Origin of the sequence: Synechococcus sp. BA-120 BA3 (assembly GCF_034931285.1) — a bacterium.
GTDB lineage: Bacteria > Cyanobacteriota > Cyanobacteriia > PCC-6307 > Cyanobiaceae > Cyanobium.
The window spans coordinates 1-18,536 of sequence record NZ_JAYGHZ010000264.1 but is presented as its reverse complement, the minus strand read 5'-3'; the positions used below and the strand labels follow the sequence as shown (position 1 = coordinate 18,536).

Annotated in this window: 18 protein-coding genes; 9 read left to right on the top strand and 9 right to left on the bottom strand. The window is 64.5% G+C overall.

All coding sequences use genetic code 11. The features are described 5' to 3' along the window. Positions 1-193: 193 nt before the first annotated feature. The 3 genes from VB737_RS09830 to VB737_RS09820 form a co-directional block, all read right to left on the bottom strand. Positions 194-823 carry a 6-hydroxymethylpterin diphosphokinase MptE-like protein gene (locus tag VB737_RS09830; RefSeq protein WP_500312635.1) on the bottom strand — a complete coding sequence of 210 codons (630 nt, stop codon included), beginning with the start codon at positions 821-823 and terminating at the stop codon, positions 194-196. 1,150 nt (positions 824-1,973) lie between these two features. Then, a complete protein-coding gene (locus tag VB737_RS09825) occupies positions 1,974-3,143 on the bottom strand; it encodes a capsular polysaccharide export protein, LipB/KpsS family (protein WP_500312634.1) in 1,170 nt (389 codons plus the stop codon). Further along, positions 3,140-4,201: a glycosyltransferase family 4 protein gene (locus VB737_RS09820; RefSeq protein ID WP_323243174.1), complete on the bottom strand. Its 1,062-nt coding sequence runs from the start codon at positions 4,199-4,201 to the stop codon at positions 3,140-3,142. The genes VB737_RS09825 and VB737_RS09820 overlap by 4 nt, the downstream gene beginning before the upstream one ends. A gap of 213 nt (positions 4,202-4,414) precedes the next feature. Between VB737_RS09820 and VB737_RS09815 the strand changes: the two genes are divergently transcribed. From VB737_RS09815 to VB737_RS09795, 5 genes are all read left to right on the top strand, one after another. Next, positions 4,415-5,275 carry a fatty acid desaturase gene (locus tag VB737_RS09815; protein ID WP_323243175.1) on the top strand — a complete coding sequence of 287 codons (861 nt, stop codon included), beginning with the start codon at positions 4,415-4,417 and terminating at the stop codon, positions 5,273-5,275. Next, positions 5,259-6,380, top strand: a complete 1,122-nt coding sequence (locus VB737_RS09810) for a glycosyltransferase family protein (RefSeq protein WP_500312633.1) — start codon at positions 5,259-5,261, stop codon at positions 6,378-6,380. Before VB737_RS09815 ends, VB737_RS09810 begins: the two co-directional genes overlap by 17 nt. Before the next feature lie 76 nt (positions 6,381-6,456). Then, positions 6,457-7,476, top strand: a complete 1,020-nt coding sequence (locus VB737_RS09805) for a KpsF/GutQ family sugar-phosphate isomerase (protein ID WP_500312632.1) — start codon at positions 6,457-6,459, stop codon at positions 7,474-7,476. Then, complete coding sequence (gene kdsA, locus VB737_RS09800) at positions 7,473-8,318, top strand: 3-deoxy-8-phosphooctulonate synthase (RefSeq protein ID WP_323243178.1); 846 nt, start codon at positions 7,473-7,475, stop codon at positions 8,316-8,318. The genes VB737_RS09805 and kdsA overlap by 4 nt, the downstream gene beginning before the upstream one ends. Before the next feature lies 1 nt (position 8,319). Next, entirely contained in the window at positions 8,320-8,898 is a 579-nt protein-coding gene (locus VB737_RS09795) for a KdsC family phosphatase (RefSeq protein WP_500312631.1), read from the top strand. Positions 8,899-8,918: 20 nt separating this feature from the next. On the opposite strand, the gene kdsB is transcribed toward VB737_RS09795, so the two are convergent. The 6 genes from kdsB to VB737_RS09765 all read right to left on the bottom strand — a co-directional run bounded on the left by kdsB (position 8,919) and on the right by VB737_RS09765 (position 13,985). Next, positions 8,919-9,719 carry a 3-deoxy-manno-octulosonate cytidylyltransferase gene (gene kdsB / locus VB737_RS09790; RefSeq protein WP_323243180.1) on the bottom strand — a complete coding sequence of 267 codons (801 nt, stop codon included), beginning with the start codon at positions 9,717-9,719 and terminating at the stop codon, positions 8,919-8,921. Positions 9,720-9,937: 218 nt separating this feature from the next. Then, the gene (locus tag VB737_RS09785) at positions 9,938-11,194 is read right to left on the bottom strand and encodes a mechanosensitive ion channel family protein (protein WP_500312630.1); all 1,257 of its coding nucleotides are present in this window, start codon (positions 11,192-11,194) and stop codon (positions 9,938-9,940) included. Next, entirely contained in the window at positions 11,191-12,423 is a 1,233-nt protein-coding gene (locus VB737_RS09780; RefSeq protein ID WP_500312629.1) for a hypothetical protein, read from the bottom strand. The genes VB737_RS09785 and VB737_RS09780 overlap by 4 nt, the downstream gene beginning before the upstream one ends. A 154-nt stretch (positions 12,424-12,577) precedes the next feature. Next, positions 12,578-12,862, bottom strand: a complete 285-nt coding sequence (locus VB737_RS09775; RefSeq protein ID WP_500312628.1) for a DUF5666 domain-containing protein — start codon at positions 12,860-12,862, stop codon at positions 12,578-12,580. A gap of 146 nt (positions 12,863-13,008) precedes the next feature. Then, positions 13,009-13,353 carry a PilZ domain-containing protein gene (locus VB737_RS09770; protein ID WP_500312627.1) on the bottom strand — a complete coding sequence of 115 codons (345 nt, stop codon included), beginning with the start codon at positions 13,351-13,353 and terminating at the stop codon, positions 13,009-13,011. Between the two features lie 161 nt (positions 13,354-13,514). Continuing rightward, positions 13,515-13,985, bottom strand: a complete 471-nt coding sequence (locus VB737_RS09765) for a hypothetical protein (protein WP_500312626.1) — start codon at positions 13,983-13,985, stop codon at positions 13,515-13,517. Positions 13,986-14,170: 185 nt separating this feature from the next. Here VB737_RS09765 and VB737_RS09760 point away from each other — a divergent pair, with 185 nt between their 5' ends. The 4 genes from VB737_RS09760 to VB737_RS09745 all read left to right on the top strand — a co-directional run. Next, positions 14,171-15,145 carry a DnaJ C-terminal domain-containing protein gene (locus VB737_RS09760; protein ID WP_500312625.1) on the top strand — a complete coding sequence of 325 codons (975 nt, stop codon included), beginning with the start codon at positions 14,171-14,173 and terminating at the stop codon, positions 15,143-15,145. Between the two features lie 70 nt (positions 15,146-15,215). After that, a complete protein-coding gene (gene hemB / locus VB737_RS09755; protein ID WP_500312624.1) occupies positions 15,216-16,217 on the top strand; it encodes a porphobilinogen synthase in 1,002 nt (333 codons plus the stop codon). Between the two features lie 45 nt (positions 16,218-16,262). Beyond that, positions 16,263-16,676 carry a VOC family protein gene (locus VB737_RS09750; protein ID WP_500312623.1) on the top strand — a complete coding sequence of 138 codons (414 nt, stop codon included), beginning with the start codon at positions 16,263-16,265 and terminating at the stop codon, positions 16,674-16,676. Continuing rightward, on the top strand, positions 16,673-18,536 hold a 1,864-nt coding region (locus VB737_RS09745), incomplete at its 3' end, for an endonuclease MutS2 (RefSeq protein ID WP_500312622.1). The genes VB737_RS09750 and VB737_RS09745, both read left to right, overlap by 4 nt.

Genomic DNA, 18,536 nt, shown 5'->3' with positions numbered 1-18,536 from the left:
GATCGGTGTCAGGCGGGCGTTGGGGTGTGTATGCATGGAGTGTGAGGTCTGGGGCTGTTGGGTCGCACCACAACCCTGTCGGCCTCACACCCCTTTGTCAGCCGGAACAACCTGGTGGCACTACACACCTAGCTCATCACCAGGCCCCTATGGCTGCTGATGAAACCAGCACTTCCGGTTTCAGGAACAGATGTCATTGGAGTGCCTCCTTGAGCCCGCCCTTTTCAAATACGCTGCAGGCTCCATCGATTGTGCAGTCGATGATGCGGCGTCCGGCGGCTTCAAAGGTCTGTCTCGCCAAGTAATAGAATCGTTCGGAACTAGCCAAGTCTGGGTTGTCCCAGGTTTGGCCGCTAAAGTAACTGGGATCAAAATGATTGCGATCTTCTCCCTTGAGCTCATGGGGCTCATTCGGCAAACCATGGAAGGAGTAGCGATGATCCATCCCTACGATCACAACTTCTGTAAAGCCCATGAAGAAGGCAATTTGCAGGGCGGCAAAAGTGACAGTGTAGCCCTCGAAAAAACCTGTGCACAAGTTTTGCTGAAACTGAGGCTCTGGGGTCGAGCGCAAGAAGTATGTCAGCGCCGACTCAGGAAGTGGGCTGGCGTCACCCAGGCTCCTCAGAAAACGAATGCAGTTCAGTCTTCTTATCTCATAGGCACTCTGCGTAATGACGTGCTGATTCGTGGCCACGTAGTACCGAGGGTAAAAGCGAAACCGCTGGAAGCCAAGATATATCTTGTTCATTCCCATGCTTACCTCTTTGCGCACCAATGTGAAATCCGTTTGATTCAGTGATGGTCCGTTGCACACCAGCACAACGCGCTCTCCACGATGGCAATCTCTGAAGCGCTCTAGCCGCGAGGTTCTAAATGAGCCCATTTGGATTAGATTCTGACCGAGGGAACTGGCGACTGGTTGCAATAGCCCCCCACCTGGCTCGACAAGCCTACTGCCAAAGGAATCAGCGCCTGGCAACTCTGCGACTCCAGGTGTCTCATCCTGCGTTCTTTGCTTGGTGTACCCCCGGGCTTCGATTCATCCCAAGCTATCTTTCCCTTGCCGTGCGTTGCCTGAGCCACCGCTTCGACCAGGTCACGGATCGAAAGAGTCATGGCAATACCCTGATCGAGAAATAGTCATACATCAGGGACCGTCGGCCAGTGCTCAAGAGGAAATGTCCGGGCTTCATCCAGATCATTCAAAGTCATAACATTGCATGGGGGTGTTCCGGTGCTGAAGCCAATGTCTCTATCAGCATTGGGCTGGGCAGCGTCAAGAAACTTTCTAGTCAAGGCCGACGGGACGTGGCTGACTTCGGGGTGGTGGTGATCGCTAGAGTTGTAGAGACTAGAGGGCATCAAACTAACCGTTTCAAACGTGTAGTGCATGCACAGATGCTTGACTCCATTACGCTAGTCATCTCAGGCACTTCAAAAACTTGCAGGTGGACTCAAGTGATACTGTAAGAGAGGTCTCACCGCAGACTGCTTCCCCGGCAAGCGTGATCCCACCTTCTTGTGCGGCAAGGACCACCGCTGTTGAATTGTTCTAAGTTACTCAGAATTGTGTTGAGGAGAAGAAGCTCGGCTAACTTGAACCATGAAATGATGTCTGACTATTTTCCACAAAGGGCAAGGTAGAAGCCCTTGGCTGATGGAAGCACTCTATCCGGTGCGTATCTCTGATGGACGTGTTGGTAACATTGGTCAGACTGGTGGAAGGCAAAATGTCGTTATGAATCGCTCATATACAGAACGGAGCCAGCCTCCCTTCTTTTCACAAAAGGTTGGAATGTGGTTTGGCCATGAGCACTTTTGGAGCTAGAAGGGGATCTAGGCTGGCATTGGCTAAGGTAGGAAGGAACGCAGTCGATGGAACAAAGCGGCATGGCTATCAGATAAGAATCAGATGGCTCGGTGTGGGATGCTTATACTCAATGTCTTTTATGATTAATTAGCCATCACCATCAACTCGCCTGAGGAGACCGTTCCAGCCAATGACCAATGGGCGCGATCTGGCGCACAGCGGCCATTTTCAAGCGACGCGCCAGGCGGATCCGTCGTTGCTTTCTGGCCAGGCTGTCGCAGTAGAAGGACTCCTCGACCGTTCTGCTGTTGATGGCTTGGAGGTGACGCAGGCAGCTCAGAGCGTCGCAGAACCGTCCGTTGCTCCAGTTGAAGTAGCGGGGATAGTGCCCCAGCATGATGGCTGCCATTTGATCAAGGTTCAGCGGTCTGTGGCGCTCGGGCTGGGGCGCCCAGTCGTTGGTAAGGCCCCAGCCCGCATAGGCTGGAGTGCCGTAAGTGTGAACGGGTTTCCCGCGGATCAGGGCTTCGAGTCCCGCTGTGGAGGAGATCACATGCACCGCATCAACGGCATCCATCCAATGGCTGATGTCGCCGTCGCAGGCCAGTTGGTCACAAAGCTGATGCCAGAGGTAGGCACGATTTCCCCGAAGATACCCTTTGCGCACATCATTGGGATGGGGACGGTAAATGATCCATGCCTCTGGGTGCTCCTCTCTGATGGCCTGGAGCAGGGCCTTGTTGCTGCGGATAGGGCTGAGACTGTGGCGTAGGGCTTGGTCCCCCTCCACCTGGCCTACGGCCAGGATCGTGGTGCGGTGGCTGGGAGGCGTTGCCGTGGCATCAAAGGCAGGCCGGGTAAGGTTGCATTTACTCAGCCGATGCTCGTGGATGAAAGCCACCAGCTCCTGGCCCAGCCGTTCGTCCTCGATTGTCAGTGGGTGCTCGTTGAGTAACTGTTGCAGTTGCGATGGAGACTTGGCATCGTAATGAACCCCAAAGTGATCAAGCAGCAGGGAGTAGTAGAAGCTGCCGGTGAGCCCCAGCCCGCGTGAGCTGATGAAGCCATCTTCAGCCGTGACAATCTTCAGGTGGGGATGGGTGGTTAGAAGTTCGTTGGGGATGGTCGTCTGGCGACCCCATACAAGCAGATGGTCAGCCTCGCGGTAGGCCGATGGACGCCGTGGCAACCGTGTGCAGAAGCGAAGGCTTGTGGCGCCACGAAGATACTCCTGCAGCACCACCCTCTTCCAGCGACGAGCCACAACACAAAGCCAGCGGCCATGGTTGCTGGCAAGGGTGGAGGCATGGACATCGATGGCGCTGTTCATGATGCCCTCGGTTGCGTGAGAACATGTTGGATGGCGTCGAGATAGCGGGGGGTAAGGCTGCTCCATTCAAAACGACTTTCCACCCAAGCAGCCGCCTGCTCGCTTTGGCGCTGCCGCTCTTGGGACGTCAAGGCTACCTGGGTGTCAATGGCCTGTGCGAAGGCCTCAGCATCACGTGGTGGAAGCAAGAATCCATTGGCGCTGCTGATGACATCCGTAATGCCATCAAGACAACTGGCCAAAGTGTATAGGCCATGGAGGCCAGCTTCCAGCAAGACAATGCCGAATCCTTCCATGTCACGATTGATACGAAGGTTCGGCATTACAAAAAGGTCGGCCTGTCGATAGACCCTGGCGAGATCATCATCTCCTAGGAGCCCCAGAGGAAATACTCTGTGTCGTAGGTCACGCTTTTCAATTGCCCGTTCAATTTCCATGGCCTGAGGTCCATAGCCAACCAGCCATAAATGGACATGCTCCGGCAAGAGAGGCATCACGGCATCAACAAACCAGGCGTAACCCTTTCGCGGTATCTGGCGCCCCACGGCCAGGCAAACAAATATACCCGGCTTTCTGGTCGGTAGCTTTGTATTGGTGGTGGAGAGCGAGGGGGGGGATTGCCACCGCGAGCAGATGCCGTTGGGCAGCACCTGCAGCCGATCAGTGGCATAACCCCGATCCAGGCAGGCCTTTGCGGTGGCTCGGCTCACGCAGATCACCCCGTCCAGCTGGGCCAGGCTGCGCCGGATCCACCACTGCGCGATCGCTGGCCCCTGGGTGATGTCCAGCCCATGGGCGATGGCCATCAGCCTGAGTCCCCGTCGCCGCATGAGTGGGGCAAGAAGCGGTAACACCAGCGCCGGATTCAGAGAGGCGAACAGCACGACATCGGCGCGCCACAGCCAGACCCGCTGGATCAGCTGCCAGGGTGAGGCCAGGAAGAAGAGCGGGACCCGCCAGCCGATCTCACGGCTCGGGCAGGCCAGCACCATCTCGCTAAGCCTGAGATCCTCCAGGCTCTCCAGCTGGGCGAGGAGATCCCGCGCCGCCCGTTGCATGCCCCCCACGTTGCTGCTTGGGGATCGAGCCGGCGCCATGCAGTGACTCACAAACACGAGCCGCAGGGGGCGTTGATTCATGAGACTCTTAGGCCCGTCAAGCTGTTGCGCCGATTGCGACCGAACCTTAACCCAGCTGGATTTCTGCCCTCGCCCACCGGCAAGCAGCCCCACCCGGCCAGGCGGCGCCAGTTGCTTCGGCAGGTGCCAGAGGTGAAACGCCTCTGCAGGCCTTACCCGATCACGGCTCTCTGGATTCTCGCCCTGGTGGCTACCCAGTGGGGCCTGGCTTTGGGGGCGGTCCCCAGGTTGCCCTGGCCTGCTGTTGCGCTGCTGGTCTGGCTGGTGGGTGCGCCCGTCAGCCATGGTCTGTTCGTCTTGATGCACGATTGTGCCCATGATCTGGTGTCGCGCCATCGCTGGCACAACCAGGTGCTGGCGATTGTCTGCGACCTGGCCCAGACCATCCCCTCGGCCGCCAGCTTTCGGCGCTATCACCTACGCCATCACGCGGCCATGGGGCAACTTGGGATCGATGCGGATCTGCCCACGTCCTTTGAGGCACGCCTGGTGGGTAACTCTTCATGGCGGAAGGCCCTCTGGATGTGTTGTTACAGCGTCAGTGAAGCCTTTCGTCCATTCTCCAGTCAGGCGATGGCTGGGCCCAGGGGTTGGTTGGCCCTGAATTTCCTACTGGTTCTGGTTGCCGACCTGCTGCTGCTGACGGCGGGAGGTGGTGTGTCCCTGGCCTATCTGCTCGCCTCCACCCTGGTGGCCCTTGGGCCCCATCCGCTCGCTGGACGCTGGCTGGCGGAACACTACGTGTTCTTCCCAGGGCAGCAAACAGCGTCCATGTATGGGTGGGGCAATCGCCTTGCGTTCAATGTGGGCTATCACACCGAGCACCATGATCTGCCTTCGGTGCCATGGGTTTCTCTGCCCTGCATCAGGGAAATGGCTCCTCATCTTTATCGTCAACCGTCCCATCGATCATGGGGAGGCTGTCTCTGGAGATTCATCACGGATCCCACACTCTCGCCTTATGCCCGGTACCTGAATGAGCGCTCCTCCTAAGCCGCTGCTCATTTATGGAGTCAATGGAGATGGCCGCGGACATGCCGCCAGGGCCCTGGTGCTGGCCCCTTACCTGCGTCCCTACTACCGGCTGGCGTTTCACAGTTCACAGGACGCCTTGGCCCTGTTGCGCCAGAGCTTTGTGAACCAGGACGACATTGCCTTCGTTGAGATTTCCGGCACTCGTTGGATCTATCGGCATCGACGCATCTCCCCTTGGCGATCAGCCCTTCACTTCCTGGCCCAGGCGCTCTGGGTGTTTCCTTGGGAAGCGAGGCGCCTGGTGCACACCTGGCGTGACACTCCTCCCGCTGGAGTGATCTGTGATTTCGAACCTGTGGTGGCACGTGCTGCCGCGCTGGCAGGCCTGCCCCTGGTGGCCTTGAGCCACCAGCATGCGATGGCCGTGATGGATCCGGCGAAGCTGGGGTTGTGGCCGTTTCAGCAATGGATCTATCGCCTGTATGCCTGGCTAAACACACCACGCTTCGGGGCCTTGGTGATCAGCTCCTTTTTTCAGCTGCCGCTGCGAACACGTGCATCGCCGACTTTGGTCGTTGGTGGTCTGCTTCGGCCAGAACTGCTGCAGCTCAGTCAAGGGGATCAGCGGGTAGAGGGAGCTCCTCTGGCCTATCTCCGCCGCCAATGCCCGCCTCAGCCGGTGTTGATCGGCCTCCAGCAGCTGGCTCCCGGCACGGTCGTTTTCGGGCTTGATGACTCTCAGGGGCTGGCATTTTCTCGGCTGAGGTTTTGCCCGGTTGATCCCAACGGCTTTCTGAGCTTTCTGGCTGCTGCTCCCTTCCTGGTAGCGGCCGCTGGCCATCAGTTGCTCTGCGAAGCGATGGAATTGCAGAAGCCTGTCCTGGCCCTCTATGAGCGTGCCCATGATGAACAGCGACTCAACGCCCGACTATGGGAGCGGGCTGGGTATGGCATGGCGGTGGAGCTCGAGAGCTTCGAGACCCATCATCTGAAGGCCTTCATCGAGCGTCTGCCTCGCTACCGGTGTGCCCTTCAGCAGCGCGTCGGCGCCCAGGACAATGCCCCTGCCACGGCTTGCTGGATGCTCCGCCAGCTCCAGGCTCCGCCCTCAGCCTGGCGGTAGCCCCTCACGGCTCCCGCCGTTCCTCAGGGGAAGGGGCCCAGCTGGACTGAGATGATGGGGATCCCCGGTCGTTGCCGTGTCTGCCCTAGCTCGATGCCTGCTGGAAGAAGCGGCGGCCATCGCGGCTGCAGCTGAACGCCTTGATGCTGCACAGGTGGAGGCTGCCCTGGCCCTGCTGGCCAGCTGTCGCGTTCACCGCAGCAAAGTGGTGCTGTCGGGAATTGGCAAGAGCGGGATCGTTGCCCGCAAGATCGCGGCAACCTTCTCTTCCATCGGCCTGACGGCGGTTTTTCTCAATCCGGTGGATGCCCTCCATGGTGACCTCGGCATCGTCTCGGGTTGGGATGTGGCAATGCTGCTTTCAAACAGTGGAGAAACGGAGGAACTTCTTGCCATCCTTCCCCACCTGAAACGGCGTGGGGCCAGTTCTATTGCCTTGGTAGGCCGGGTTGCATCAACTCTGGCCAAGCGCTCTGATGTCGTCCTGGATTGCTCAGTTGACCGCGAGGTGTGCCCGCTGAACCTGGCCCCGACCGCCAGCACGGCCGTGGCCATGGCCGTAGGAGATTCCCTGGCCACGGTGTGGATGGAGCGGGCGGGCATTTCCCATGCCGACTTTGCCGTCAATCACCCCGCCGGGATGCTGGGTCGGCGTCTCACCTTGCTCGTGGAAGATCTGATGGTACCTGCCCAGGAAATCACCCCCTTGTCGCCCGATGCCTCGATGTCACTCGTGATCACCCAACTCACCAAGGGAAGCCTCCGTAGAGGTAGCCTGGGTGCCACTTGGGTCCATCGGGAAGGAGAACCGCTGCATCTGGCGGGATTGATCACCGATGGAGACCTTCGCCGTGCCCTTCAGCGCTATGAACCGCAAAACTGGGGGTCTGTGACAGCCGTTCAGATGGCTACGTTCGACCCTATCACCGTGGCTCCGACAACTCTTGCTGCTGAGGCCCTTGAACTGATGGAACGGAATCCGAGACAGTCCTTATCCGTTTTGCCCGTCGTCCATCCCGATCACCCTTCCAAACTCCTTGGGTTGCTCAGACTCCATGATCTGGTACTTGCCGGTCTAAGCGCTGTGGAACGATGAACCTTCCTGGGCCAGGAACGCCATCTTTACGCCTGATTGCGGGTCCATGTGTGATCGAGAACCGCGACCTAGTCTTTCAGATAGCTGATCAGGTCAGCAGCCTTTGCCAGCGCCTTGGCATCGATTATGTCCTCAAGGCCAGTTTCGATAAGGCCAACCGCAGCTCCGGCCAGTCCTACCGCGGTCCTGGGTCCGAAGAGGGTCTGACAATTCTAGCCGAGGCGCGCGAGCATTTCGGGGTGCCGGTGCTCACCGATATCCACGAAAGCCATCAGGCTGCTCCAGCCGCTCAGGCTGTAGATGTGCTGCAGATCCCGGCCTTTCTCTGCCGCCAGAGCGACCTGCTGGAGGCCGCCGCCCGGGCGGTCGCCGGCACCGATAAAGCCGTGAACGTCAAGAAGGGCCAGTTCCTCGCACCCTGGGACATGGCCCCGGTGGTGAACAAGCTGGCCGATTTCGGTCTGGATGCCGGCAGTGGCCGGCTGTGGCTCACCGAACGAGGCAGCAGCTTCGGCTACAACACCCTGGTGGTCGACTTCCGCAGCCTGCCTCAGTTGAAGGCACTGGGTTGCCCGGTGATCTTCGATGCCACCCATGCGGTGCAACAGCCTGGAGGGCGGGGCAGCACCTCCGGCGGCCAAAGGGAGTTTGTGTCACCGCTGGCCCGGGCCGCTGTGGCGGTGGGTGTGGACGGTTTGTTCCTGGAGGTTCACCCGGATCCGGAGCATGCCCTCAGCGACGGGCCCAACATGGTTCCGCTGCACCGGTTGGAGGCGTTGTTGCGCCAGTTGCTTGACCTCCGCGCCATTGTGGCGGATGGCACAGCAGACAGTTCACTCTGAGATGAGCAGTCTGAGCGGACTGGGTCTCCTCTCGCTGCTGAAGCGACGACTTCTCACTCCTCGACTTCGCCAGATCAGATTGTTGGTCTGTGATGTGGATGGGGTACTCACCGATGGCGGCCTCCTCTACGACGAGCATGGCCGGGTACTGAAGCGGTTTGACGTACGTGATGGACTGGCGATCCGCATGTTGGAGCGCGCCGACATCACCGTGGCCTTGCTGAGCGGCGGCCGCAGTGGCGCCATTGAGCAACGAGCGGCTCATCTTGATATCCAGCACTGCCATGTGGGTGTGGCCGACAAGCAACAAGGCTTGGTGAGGCTGCGAGCCGAACTTGGTATGGCGCGCGACCATACCGCCTTCATTGGCGATGATCTCAATGACCTGGTGGTGAGGCCGGTCGTCGGTCTGCTGGTGACGCCGGCCGATGCTGCCCGAGGGCTGCGGCGCCAAGCCGATTGGGTGTTGCGCAGCAGAGGTGGTGCAGGCGCACTGCGCGAGTGCGGTGAAGCCCTGTTGGCCAGCCAGGGCTTGCTGGCAGCTATTCACCGGGATGGTTGGAGGGAGGGCAACCCCTGATTCGGGTTGTTCGTGTGGGTTCAGGGACTTGGTCCCATCACGGCGCGAGCCTGTTCCAGTTGGGCGAGTGTATCCACCGAAAGGCAATCTTTCTCCACGCTAAAGGTGGCAACGGGAATGCCGGCCTCGATCAACTGTAACTGCTCCAGCATCTCCAGCTCTCCCATGGTTGAAGGGGGCAATTCACTCCAGCCGGCAAGGACATCAGCTCGGTAGCCGTAGATCCCCACATGACCCCAGTAAGTGGTACAACGGTGCCACTGATCCGGGTTCAGGTCGCGCACATGTGGAAGTGCACTGCGGGAGAAGGTGATTGCCCGGCCATCGGAAGAACGCAACACCTTGACCACATTCGGGTCGTGGATCTTTTCCGGACCGAGTGAGTAAACTGGAGTGATGACTGGTACCCAGACCTCCGTGGAGTTTGCATCAGCGGCGAGTGCGATCATCTTTTCCAAAATCGTTGGATCCAGCAGGGGCTGGTCAGCCTGCACGTTGATCACAAGGGTGTGCTCTGTTGCCGCGCCGCCGGCAGCCACCAGTTCCTCCACCACGCTGGCCAGCCGCTCGCTGCCGCTGCAGCAGCCTTGAGATGTCTCCAGGGCTTTGAATCCCCACCCTCGGACTGCCGTCAGCACCTCGGTGCTGTCGCTGCAGGTAAGCAGCGCCGCCACGCCTCGTGCTTTGCTGCAACGCTCCAGTACGTGGCGCAGCATCGGCTGGCCGGCGATATCGGCCATGACCTTTCCAGGCAAGCGAGAGGAGGCCAGTCTCGCTGGTACGGCCACCACAACAGCTGATTGGGATCTTGGCTCGGTCATCCGTGGTTCTTCCACGCCCCGTGGACCGGAGCATAGGTGTCCCTGCCGCGGACGCGTTCGCCCCAGTCGGTCCATCATCATGGCGGTCAGCAAGCTGTGCAGAGTCGAGAGGAAAGGGCTCTCTGAAACGGGGTGCCCTCGGCTAATTCGACGGCCGACCCGGAGACCTTGGGGGGGCGTTCTCGAGCAACCTGTGAAGGTGAGGGCGTATGCAACACTCAGGAGTTGTGTGCTTCTGCGCGCTGTGCATTCGATGGAGCGGGGGGTCGCTCGATCACGATATGCGTGAACGGCAGGGTGATGCCCAGCTCCCGGAACCGCTCGATGGCCGTCGCCATCACGGCGCTGCAGATCCTCCGGTTGGCGAAGGGGCTGTGGATCCAGAACTTCACCACGTAATCGCCGCCGCGGTCCCCCACCCCCTGCACATAGGCCTTCGGCGGCGGATGGCTCTCCACCCCATGGACGGCGGCGGCGATCTCCTCCAGCAGGGCCAGAATCGTGGCCGCGGGCTGGCCGGCATCGACGCAGATGGCGATCTGGGTGAGGAAGCGGGTGCGGCCGACGCTGAACTCCACCGTGCTGGTGTTGAAGAAGGTCTGGTTGGGAATCACCAGCTCGGCGTTGTCACGGTCGCGCCAGAGCCGGGTGGCCCGCAGGCCGAGCCGGCGCACCTCGCAGAAGTCGCCGTCCAGGGCGATGATGTCACCCGGCCGCAGGGAGCCTTCGAACAGCAGCCACAGACCGCTGACGAAGTTACCGAAGACCTCCTTGACCCCGAAACCGATCCCCACCGACAGCCCCCCGGCGATCGCCAGCAGGGCGTTGCTGTTGAAGCCGATCGTTTCCAGCACCGCCACGGTTCCCACGGTGATCACCGCGTAGCGCACCATCAGACCGATGGCGCGCGTGCTCACCCGCTCCAGGGCGAAGCAGCGCTTCAGCAGCCAGGCCACCCCCAGCGACGGTGGCCCTGAGGCGACCAGCAGCAGGTAGAGCACCACCACCAGCCGCGTCACGTCGCCCACATTCACGTTCGCGCCCATCCAGCGGCCCAGGGGGATCAGGGCCAGCTCGGCGCGGGTGTCCAGCTCTTCGATCAATGTCCACAGCAGTCCGGCGAGCAGGAACGGCCGGATCAGCAGATGGCGTAGCGGCTGGATCTGGTCCTCGGGAAGCCAGCGCGCGGCCCGACGCAGCACCAGCTCCGACACCTGCAGACCAGCCACGACGGCGATCAGCAGGACGGCGAGGGCCGTCGGCTGGCGGGCGATGGTCAGCAGCCCCCAGCCCAGGGCGGCCAGCGCCGAGGTGGCCGCGAGTTCGAGCCACCCGGACCGGCCGCCCGGCCCATAACGGTGGCCCACCAGGCGACCCCCTGCCACCGCCAGGGCCACCAGGGCGAGCTGGAGCAGGACCTGGGGCCGGCCCAGCATCGGCAGCCAGCCGACCACCTGGCCGAACAGGTCGTTCATGGCCGCGGAGCCAGGGCCCGGACCACGGCCCCGGTGGCTTGCGTCGCCGTGATCTCGCCGAAGGCCACCCCCGTCACCAGGCGCGTCAGAGCACGGTCGCGCGGATCGCCGGCGGGCAGCAGCCTGGCGATGGCATCACTGGCGTCGGCCTGCCGCACGGACCGCTGCATCGCCTTGAGCACGGGGGTGTGGAGCGCCGAGGGCGGGACATAGCGATTGGTGGGCAGCATGTCCTCGTGGTCGGTGGTCAGGCTGCTCTGAATCCATGGGTTCAGCGCAAACACCGCCAGGCTCTCCGCCACGCGCCGCTGCCGGACGGTGGAGTCCGTCCCGAAGGCCAGCACCCGCAGCCGGGTGATCGGGGTGGGCGGCCCGTAGGGTCCGCCGGGCAGGTCGCTCACCCCGAGGGAGGTCCCGAGGGTGCCGCGCAGCCGGCTGAGGCTGCCGCTGTTGCAGGGGATCCAGTCCAGGCGCCGCTCCAGCAGACCCTGCACCAGCGCTTCCTGGTCGGGCTCGATGAAGACCTTCTGGTTGAAGTTGGCGGCCGAGAGCCAGGCCAGCCATCGCCGCAGCCCCTCGCGTTCGCCGACGGCCAGGGGTCGCCCGGCGGCGGCGGCGATGATCGCCCGATCCGCCCCCAGCGGGCCCGTGCTCCAGAAGAGACTGCGCGATTCCACCCCCAGGCCCACCCTCAGCCCCCCGCGGGCCGCTCTGAGCAGGGCGTCGGTGCTGGCGGGGCTGCTGGCCAGCCGGGTGCGGTTGTAGCAGGCGAGCTGCGGTCGCCTCAGGATCGGCAGGCCGGCCAGTCCCCGGGGCGGGATCTCCAGCCGTGCCAGGGAATCGGGGTCCACCTGGCGGCGTGTGGCCTGGGGCAGCTGCAGGCCCCGGGCCAGATCGGCCTCCACCAGGGCGTGGGCGGTGGAGCCTGCCACCAGCATCAGATCGGGGCCGAAGCCCGCGGCCTGCCGGCGGCGCACTTCCTCAATGAAGGCGCTCTCACGCAGGAGGTTGGTTTCAATCGCCACATGGGGGTGCAGCTGGCGAAAGGCCGCCACGATTGCCTGGGCCTGCAGGACCTCCTCCTGCAGGATCGCCTTTGTCAATGGCTGGTCGCCTTCGACGGTGATGGCGAGATAGGCCGTTCCCCTCAGCTCCTCCGGCGCAGGGCCGCAGGCCGACAGAAGGCTGAGGGGCAGCGTCAGCAACAGGAGCCGGCGGGCGCCGTTCATGGCCTGCGGGGACCGTGGCCTGGGGGAGACCGGCGCCGATCAGCTGTGCCGGTCACGCACCCGAGGCCCAAAGGAGGACTCTAGGAGCCCCATTCGCCGCCACCCTGGGCGGGCGGCGTGGCCCACCGAAACAGCGAGGCCAGGCCGTGAGGCCTCAGTCGTCCAGATCGATCTCCTTGGCGTAACGCTTGCCGCCACGCTGGGAGTGATCGACTTTCACCTTCATCCCCGGTTTGAGATCGGCGAAGGATTTCAAGCCATCGTCGTAGTCCGTGGAGGCGTTGGTGAACAACGTCTGTCCCTGGAGGACAAAGGAGCGCCTGCCGGCATCGACGGACTGGATCTTGCCTTCCAGGGAATCGGAGGAATCGGCCAGCACCGGCGTGGCGACCGTGCCGAGCAGGAGGCTGGCCGCGAGGGCGTGGGTGAGCAGGTTCATGGCTGCTTGGCGACAAGCTACGGGGACGCCCGGATCCTATGGATCTCGTCGGTGAGGCCGCAGGGTCGTTGGATGACCGGATGTGACTCGCTCCGGTTCCAGTCATGACTGGACATCAATTCCCCTCCTGGGGCGGCGCTCGCCCCTCAGGATTCTTCCGACTTGATCAGCAGTCTGAGAAACGTCTTGGAGATGTCGAAACCCTCATCAAACCTCAGCCCTGAGTAGTGGGCACCCCTCAGCTGATTCATCCAGATCAGTTCGCCCCTGGCTTCGATGATCTCCACGTCGCTGGGATCGTGGAAGCGAATCTGGGCGGGGGTTCCCATGGGAACCTGCTGAAAGCTGCGGATGCAGGCGCCGGAACGGCTCACATCCCAGAGATGGCCGGAATAACAATGATCCTGAAAACAGACCTCGACTTTAATGAGAATCTGAAAAAAGGGAGCCGAAAACTTGGGTTCTCGAGTGGGAAGTCTTGACTCCTTCATGTCCCTGGGGAGAGGAGATTGGCTTCGGGCGGGTTTCAGTGTTCTGCTGAAGTGGTTTAGAGACTCTACCAAAATTGCTCGCCCCGTCTAGCTGACATCACCCCGTCACAGTGACAGTGGACAGGTGGTTTTCCGGGTGCCCTGCAGCACCCTTTCCGCCCTCAGGGGCTACCCGTTCCCGTTGCCTGGGTGAAGCCGCTCCAGCGCTTCAGCTCCTCGATCGTCTGCACCCCTTCCACCCGGCTGGTGCCCAGCACCCAGGTGGGGTAGGCCTTGATGCCCGCCGCCTGGCAGCGCTCCCGGCCCTCGCTGGTCTTGTCGCACTCCACGTAGGGCAGTCGATTCCCCGCCTGCTGGCCGAAGAGGCTCTTCTGGCGGAAGCAGGCCGGGCACCACCAGGCGCCGTAGAACACGGCCCCGATGCGCCGCAGGTGCTCCGTCAGCGCCAGCTGATCGCCGCTGGAGGGGGCCAGGGCCTCGCCGAGCGTGGGGGTGGTGGAGCCGCCGGCCTGGCCGCCGTGGGCCGGAGGGCTGAAGCTCAGCAGGCCGCCCGCCAGGGCGGACAGGCCGCAGAGCAGCAGCACCGTTGCCGAAGGACGCCGGGGCGACCGGAGTGGGAAAGGGGGGAGCATCGGCGGGTCTTCGGGGCCGGAAATCTAGGCCGCCCCGCAGCTCCAACCAGCGGCCACACCCTGCGGACGGCACCCCGCAGCCGTACGGGCTTCCGCCCTGAGCGGGCCTGTGAATTCAGCGGCGGGACTGGGACAATTTCCAGGTTCGACGGTGACGAGCGCCCTGGCGACATGAGCGTGATGAGATGAGCGTGAATGGTTACCGCGACTATTTCAAGGTTCTGGGTGTGGAGAGGGGCACCGATGCCGATGGCATCAAGCGGGCCTTCCGCAAACTCGCCCGCCAGTACCACCCGGATGTGAATCCCGGCGATGCCTCCGCCGAGGCCCGCTTCAAGGAGATCAGCGAGGCCTATGAAGTGCTCTCCGACCCCGAGAAGCGTCGCCGCTACGAGCAGTTCGGCCAGTACTGGAACCAGATGGGCGGCGGCGGTGGCGCCCCCGGCGTCGATGTCGACTTCGGCCGTTACGGCAACTTCGACGACTTCATCAACGACCTGCTGGGACGCTTCGGTGGCGGCGCCGCGGCCGGCGCCCCGGGCGGCTTCGGCTTCGGCAGCGGTTTCCCCGGTGGCTTCGGCTCCGGTTTCGGTGCGGCCGGCGGCGAGCGCTCCACCCAGGTGCAGCTGGATGCCGAGGCCACCATCAGCCTGCCGGTGGCCGATGCCTTCCGCGGCTGCGAGCGCACCCTCGCCGTCAACGAGGAGCGTGTGCAGGTGCGCATCCCCGCCGGTGTCAAGGACGGCAGCCGCCTGCGGCTGAAGGGCAAGGGCAACCTGCAGCCCGGCACGGGCCGCCGCGGTGATCTCTATCTCACCCTCAAGCTCCAGCCCCATCCCGTCTGGCGCCTCGATGGCGACCAGCTGCGGGCCGAGCTCCCCTTGAGCCTCGACGAACTGGCCCTGGGGGGTGAGGTGCGCGTGGCCACCCCTGATGGCGAGGCCACCATCCAGGTGCCCCCCGGCATGACCCTCGGCCGCAGCCTGCGGCTCAAGGGCAAGGGCTGGCCAGTGAAGGACGGCCGCGGCGATCTGCTGTTCACTCCCACCCTGAAGCTGCCCGACAGCCTCAGCCCCCGGGAGCGGGACCTGCTCGAGCAGCTGCGCCAGGCCCGCAGCATCGACCCCCGCAAGGACTGGATCAGCGCCGCCCTGCTCTGAACCCGGCCCCCCGTCGCGGTCCAAGCGCCGGAAGGGCTTTCCGTAGGATCCGGCCAGTCAGATCTGCCCCATGGAGCTCACCTATCGGCCCCGCCGGCTGCGTCGCACGCCGGCCCTGAGGGCCATGGTGCGGGAATACCAGCTCAGTGCCGCCGATTTCATCTACCCGCTGTTCGTCCACGAGGGCGCATCCAACGAGCCGATCGGCGCCATGCCCGGCGCCCAGCGCTGGAGCCTGGAGGGGCTGGTGGCGGAGGTGGGCCGGGCCTGGGATCTGGGCATCCGCTGCGTGGTGCTGTTCCCCAAGGTGGCCGACGGCCTCAAGACCGAGGACGGCAGCGAGTGCTTCAACGAAGGCGGCCTGATTCCCCGGGCGATCCGGCGCCTCAAGCAGGAGCATCCGGCCATGGCGATCATGACCGATGTGGCCCTCGATCCCTATTCCTGCGACGGCCATGACGGCATCGTGAGTGCTGAGGGGGTGGTGCTCAACGACGAGACCGTCTCCCTGCTTTGCCGCCAGGCGGTGGCCCAGGCCCGCGCCGGCGCTGACCTGATCGGCCCCAGCGACATGATGGACGGCCGGGTCGGGGCGATCCGCGAGGCCCTCGACGAGGAGGGCTTCGAGCACGTCGGGATCATCAGCTACACCGCCAAGTACGCCTCCGCCTACTACGGCCCCTTCCGTGAGGCGCTGGATTCCGCCCCCCGGGCCGTGAGCTCCAAGCCCATCCCCAAGGACAAGAGCACCTACCAGATGGATCCGGCCAACGGCCGCGAAGCCCTCACCGAAGCCCTGCTCGATGAGCAGGAGGGGGCCGACATCCTGATGGTGAAGCCGGGCCTGGCCTACCTCGACGTGATCCATCGCCTGCGGGGTGAGAGCGAGCTGCCCATCGCCGCCTACAACGTCAGCGGCGAGTACGCCATGGTCAAGGCCGCCGCCGAGCGGGGCTGGATCGACGAGCGGGCCGTGGTGCTGGAGACCCTGCTCTGCTTCAAGCGGGCCGGCGCCGACCTGATCCTCACCTACCACGCCTGCGACGCCGCCCAGTGGCTGCGCGACGGCTGAGCCGCACCGCTTGAATGGTGCGATGAACCGTCGCTGCCCCCTCCCATGACGCGTCTCGGCCACGTGGCGGTGCGGGTCCAGGACATGGAGCGTGCCAAGCACTTCTACGAACAGCTCGGTCTGCGCCTCACCTGGGACGCCCAGGACTGGGCCTACATGCAGTCGCCCGCCAACGGCGACGGCATCGCCCTGCTCAGCCCCAGCTACACCGCCGCCGGCCCCCACTTCGCCTTCCACTTCAGCGACCGCGCCGAGGTGGACGCGGTGCATGACCGGCTCGAGGCGGCCGGCCACCGGGTGGGTCCGGTGCACGACCACCGCGACGGCACCGCCTCTTTCTACCTGCAGGATCCGGAGGGCAACTGGCTGGAGATGCTCTACGAGCCCGCCGCCGGCATCCCCTCCAACGTGGGTGCCGCCGCCATCCCCGCCCCCGCACCCGTCGCACCGGCGGGGTGAGCGCAGCCCCTGTGAGCGAGATCCACCAGGAGACCCTGGAGCTGCTGGAGTGGCCCCGGCTGGCCGAGCACCTGGCCGGTTTCGCCGGCACCACCGCCGGCCGCCGCCACTGCGCCGGCCTTGGCCTGCCCGACCATCCGGCCGAGAGCCGCCGCCTGCTGCTGGAGACCACCGAGCTGCTGGCCATCGACGGCCTCTGCGAGGGGGGCCTGAGCCTGCAGGGGGCCGGGGACATCGCCGCCACGGTGGCCCTCTGTGGGAAGGGGGGCTGCGCCGGTGGCGAGGAGCTGCTGGCGGTGGCGGCAACCCTGGCGACGGCGCGGCGGTTGCGGCGCCAGATCGAGGAGCCGGAGCTGCGGCCCATCACCACGGCCCTGGTGGCCGATCTGCGCACCCTGCCGGAGCTGGAGCAGCGGCTGCACTTCTGCCTGGAGGAGGGCGGCCGGGTGGCGGATCGGGCCAGCGGCCCCCTGGAGACGGTGCGGCGCCAGCTGCTGGCCCTGCGCGGTGAGCGCCGCGACCGGCTGCAGGAGCTGGTGCGCCGCTACGCCTCCCTGCTCCAGGACACGGTGGTGAGCGAGCGGGGCGGCCGGCCGGTGCTGGCGGTGAAGGCCGGTGCCGCCGCCCAGGTGGGCGGCCTGGTGCACGACAGTTCCGCCTCCGGCAGCACGGTGTACGTGGAACCCCAGGCGGTGATCCCCCTGGGCAACCGCATCCGCGATGCCGAGGGCCAGGAGCGGGAGCTGGAGCGGCAGGTGCGCAGCGAGCTCAGCGCCCTGGTGGGCGAGCAGGCCGAACCCCTCGACCACCTCCAGCAGGTGCTGGTGCGAATCGACGCCGGCCTGGCCCGGGCCCGCTACGGCCAGTGGCTGGGGGCGGTGCGGCCCGAGCTGGCCGAGGCGGCCGACGCCCCCTTTGAGCTCGTCGACCTGCGCCACCCCCTGCTGCTCTGGCAGGAACGGCGCGAGGGCGGCCGGCCGGTGGTGCCCGTCACCATCCGGGTCGGCCCGGAGCTGCGGGTGGTGGCGATCACCGGCCCCAACACCGGCGGCAAGACCGTGACCCTCAAGAGCCTGGGGCTGGCGGCCCTGATGGCCCGCGCCGGCCTGTTCCTGCCCTGCGCTGGCACCCCCCGGCTGCCCTGGTGCGGCCAGGTGCTGGCCGACATCGGTGACGAGCAGTCGCTGCAGCAGAACCTCTCCACCTTCAGCGGCCACATCCGCCGCATCGCCCGCATCCTGGGGGCCCTGCCGGAGGGGCGCGCCCTGCCCCAGGGGTCGGCGTCCCTGGTGCTGCTCGATGAGGTGGGGGCCGGCACCGATCCCACCGAGGGCAGCGCCCTGGCCGCCGCCCTGCTGCGCCACCTCGCCGACCGCGCCCGCCTCACCGTGGCCACCACCCACTTCGGCGAACTCAAGGCGCTCAAGTACGCCGATCCCCGCTTCGAGAATGCGTCGGTGGCCTTCGACGTGGAGACGCTCTCGCCCACCTACCGGCTGCAGTGGGGCATCCCCGGCCGCAGCAATGCCCTGGCGATCGCCTCCCGCCTGGGGCTTGACCCCGCCGTGCTGGCGGTGGCCGCCGCCCAGCTGGAGCCCGGCGGCGAAGGGGACGTCAACCGGGTGATCGAGGGGCTGGAGCAGGAGCGCCAGCGCCAGCAGGAGGCGGCCGAGGCGGCGGCGGCGCTGCTGGCCCGCACCGAGCTGCTGCACGAGGAACTGCTGCAGCGCTGGTCGCAGCAGAAGGAGCAGTCGGCGGAACTGCAGGAGCAGCGCCGCCAGCGGCTGGAGCTGTCGATCCGGGAGGGGCAGGGGGAGGTGCGGCGCCTGATCCGGCGGCTGCGCTCGGTGGGTCAGGAGG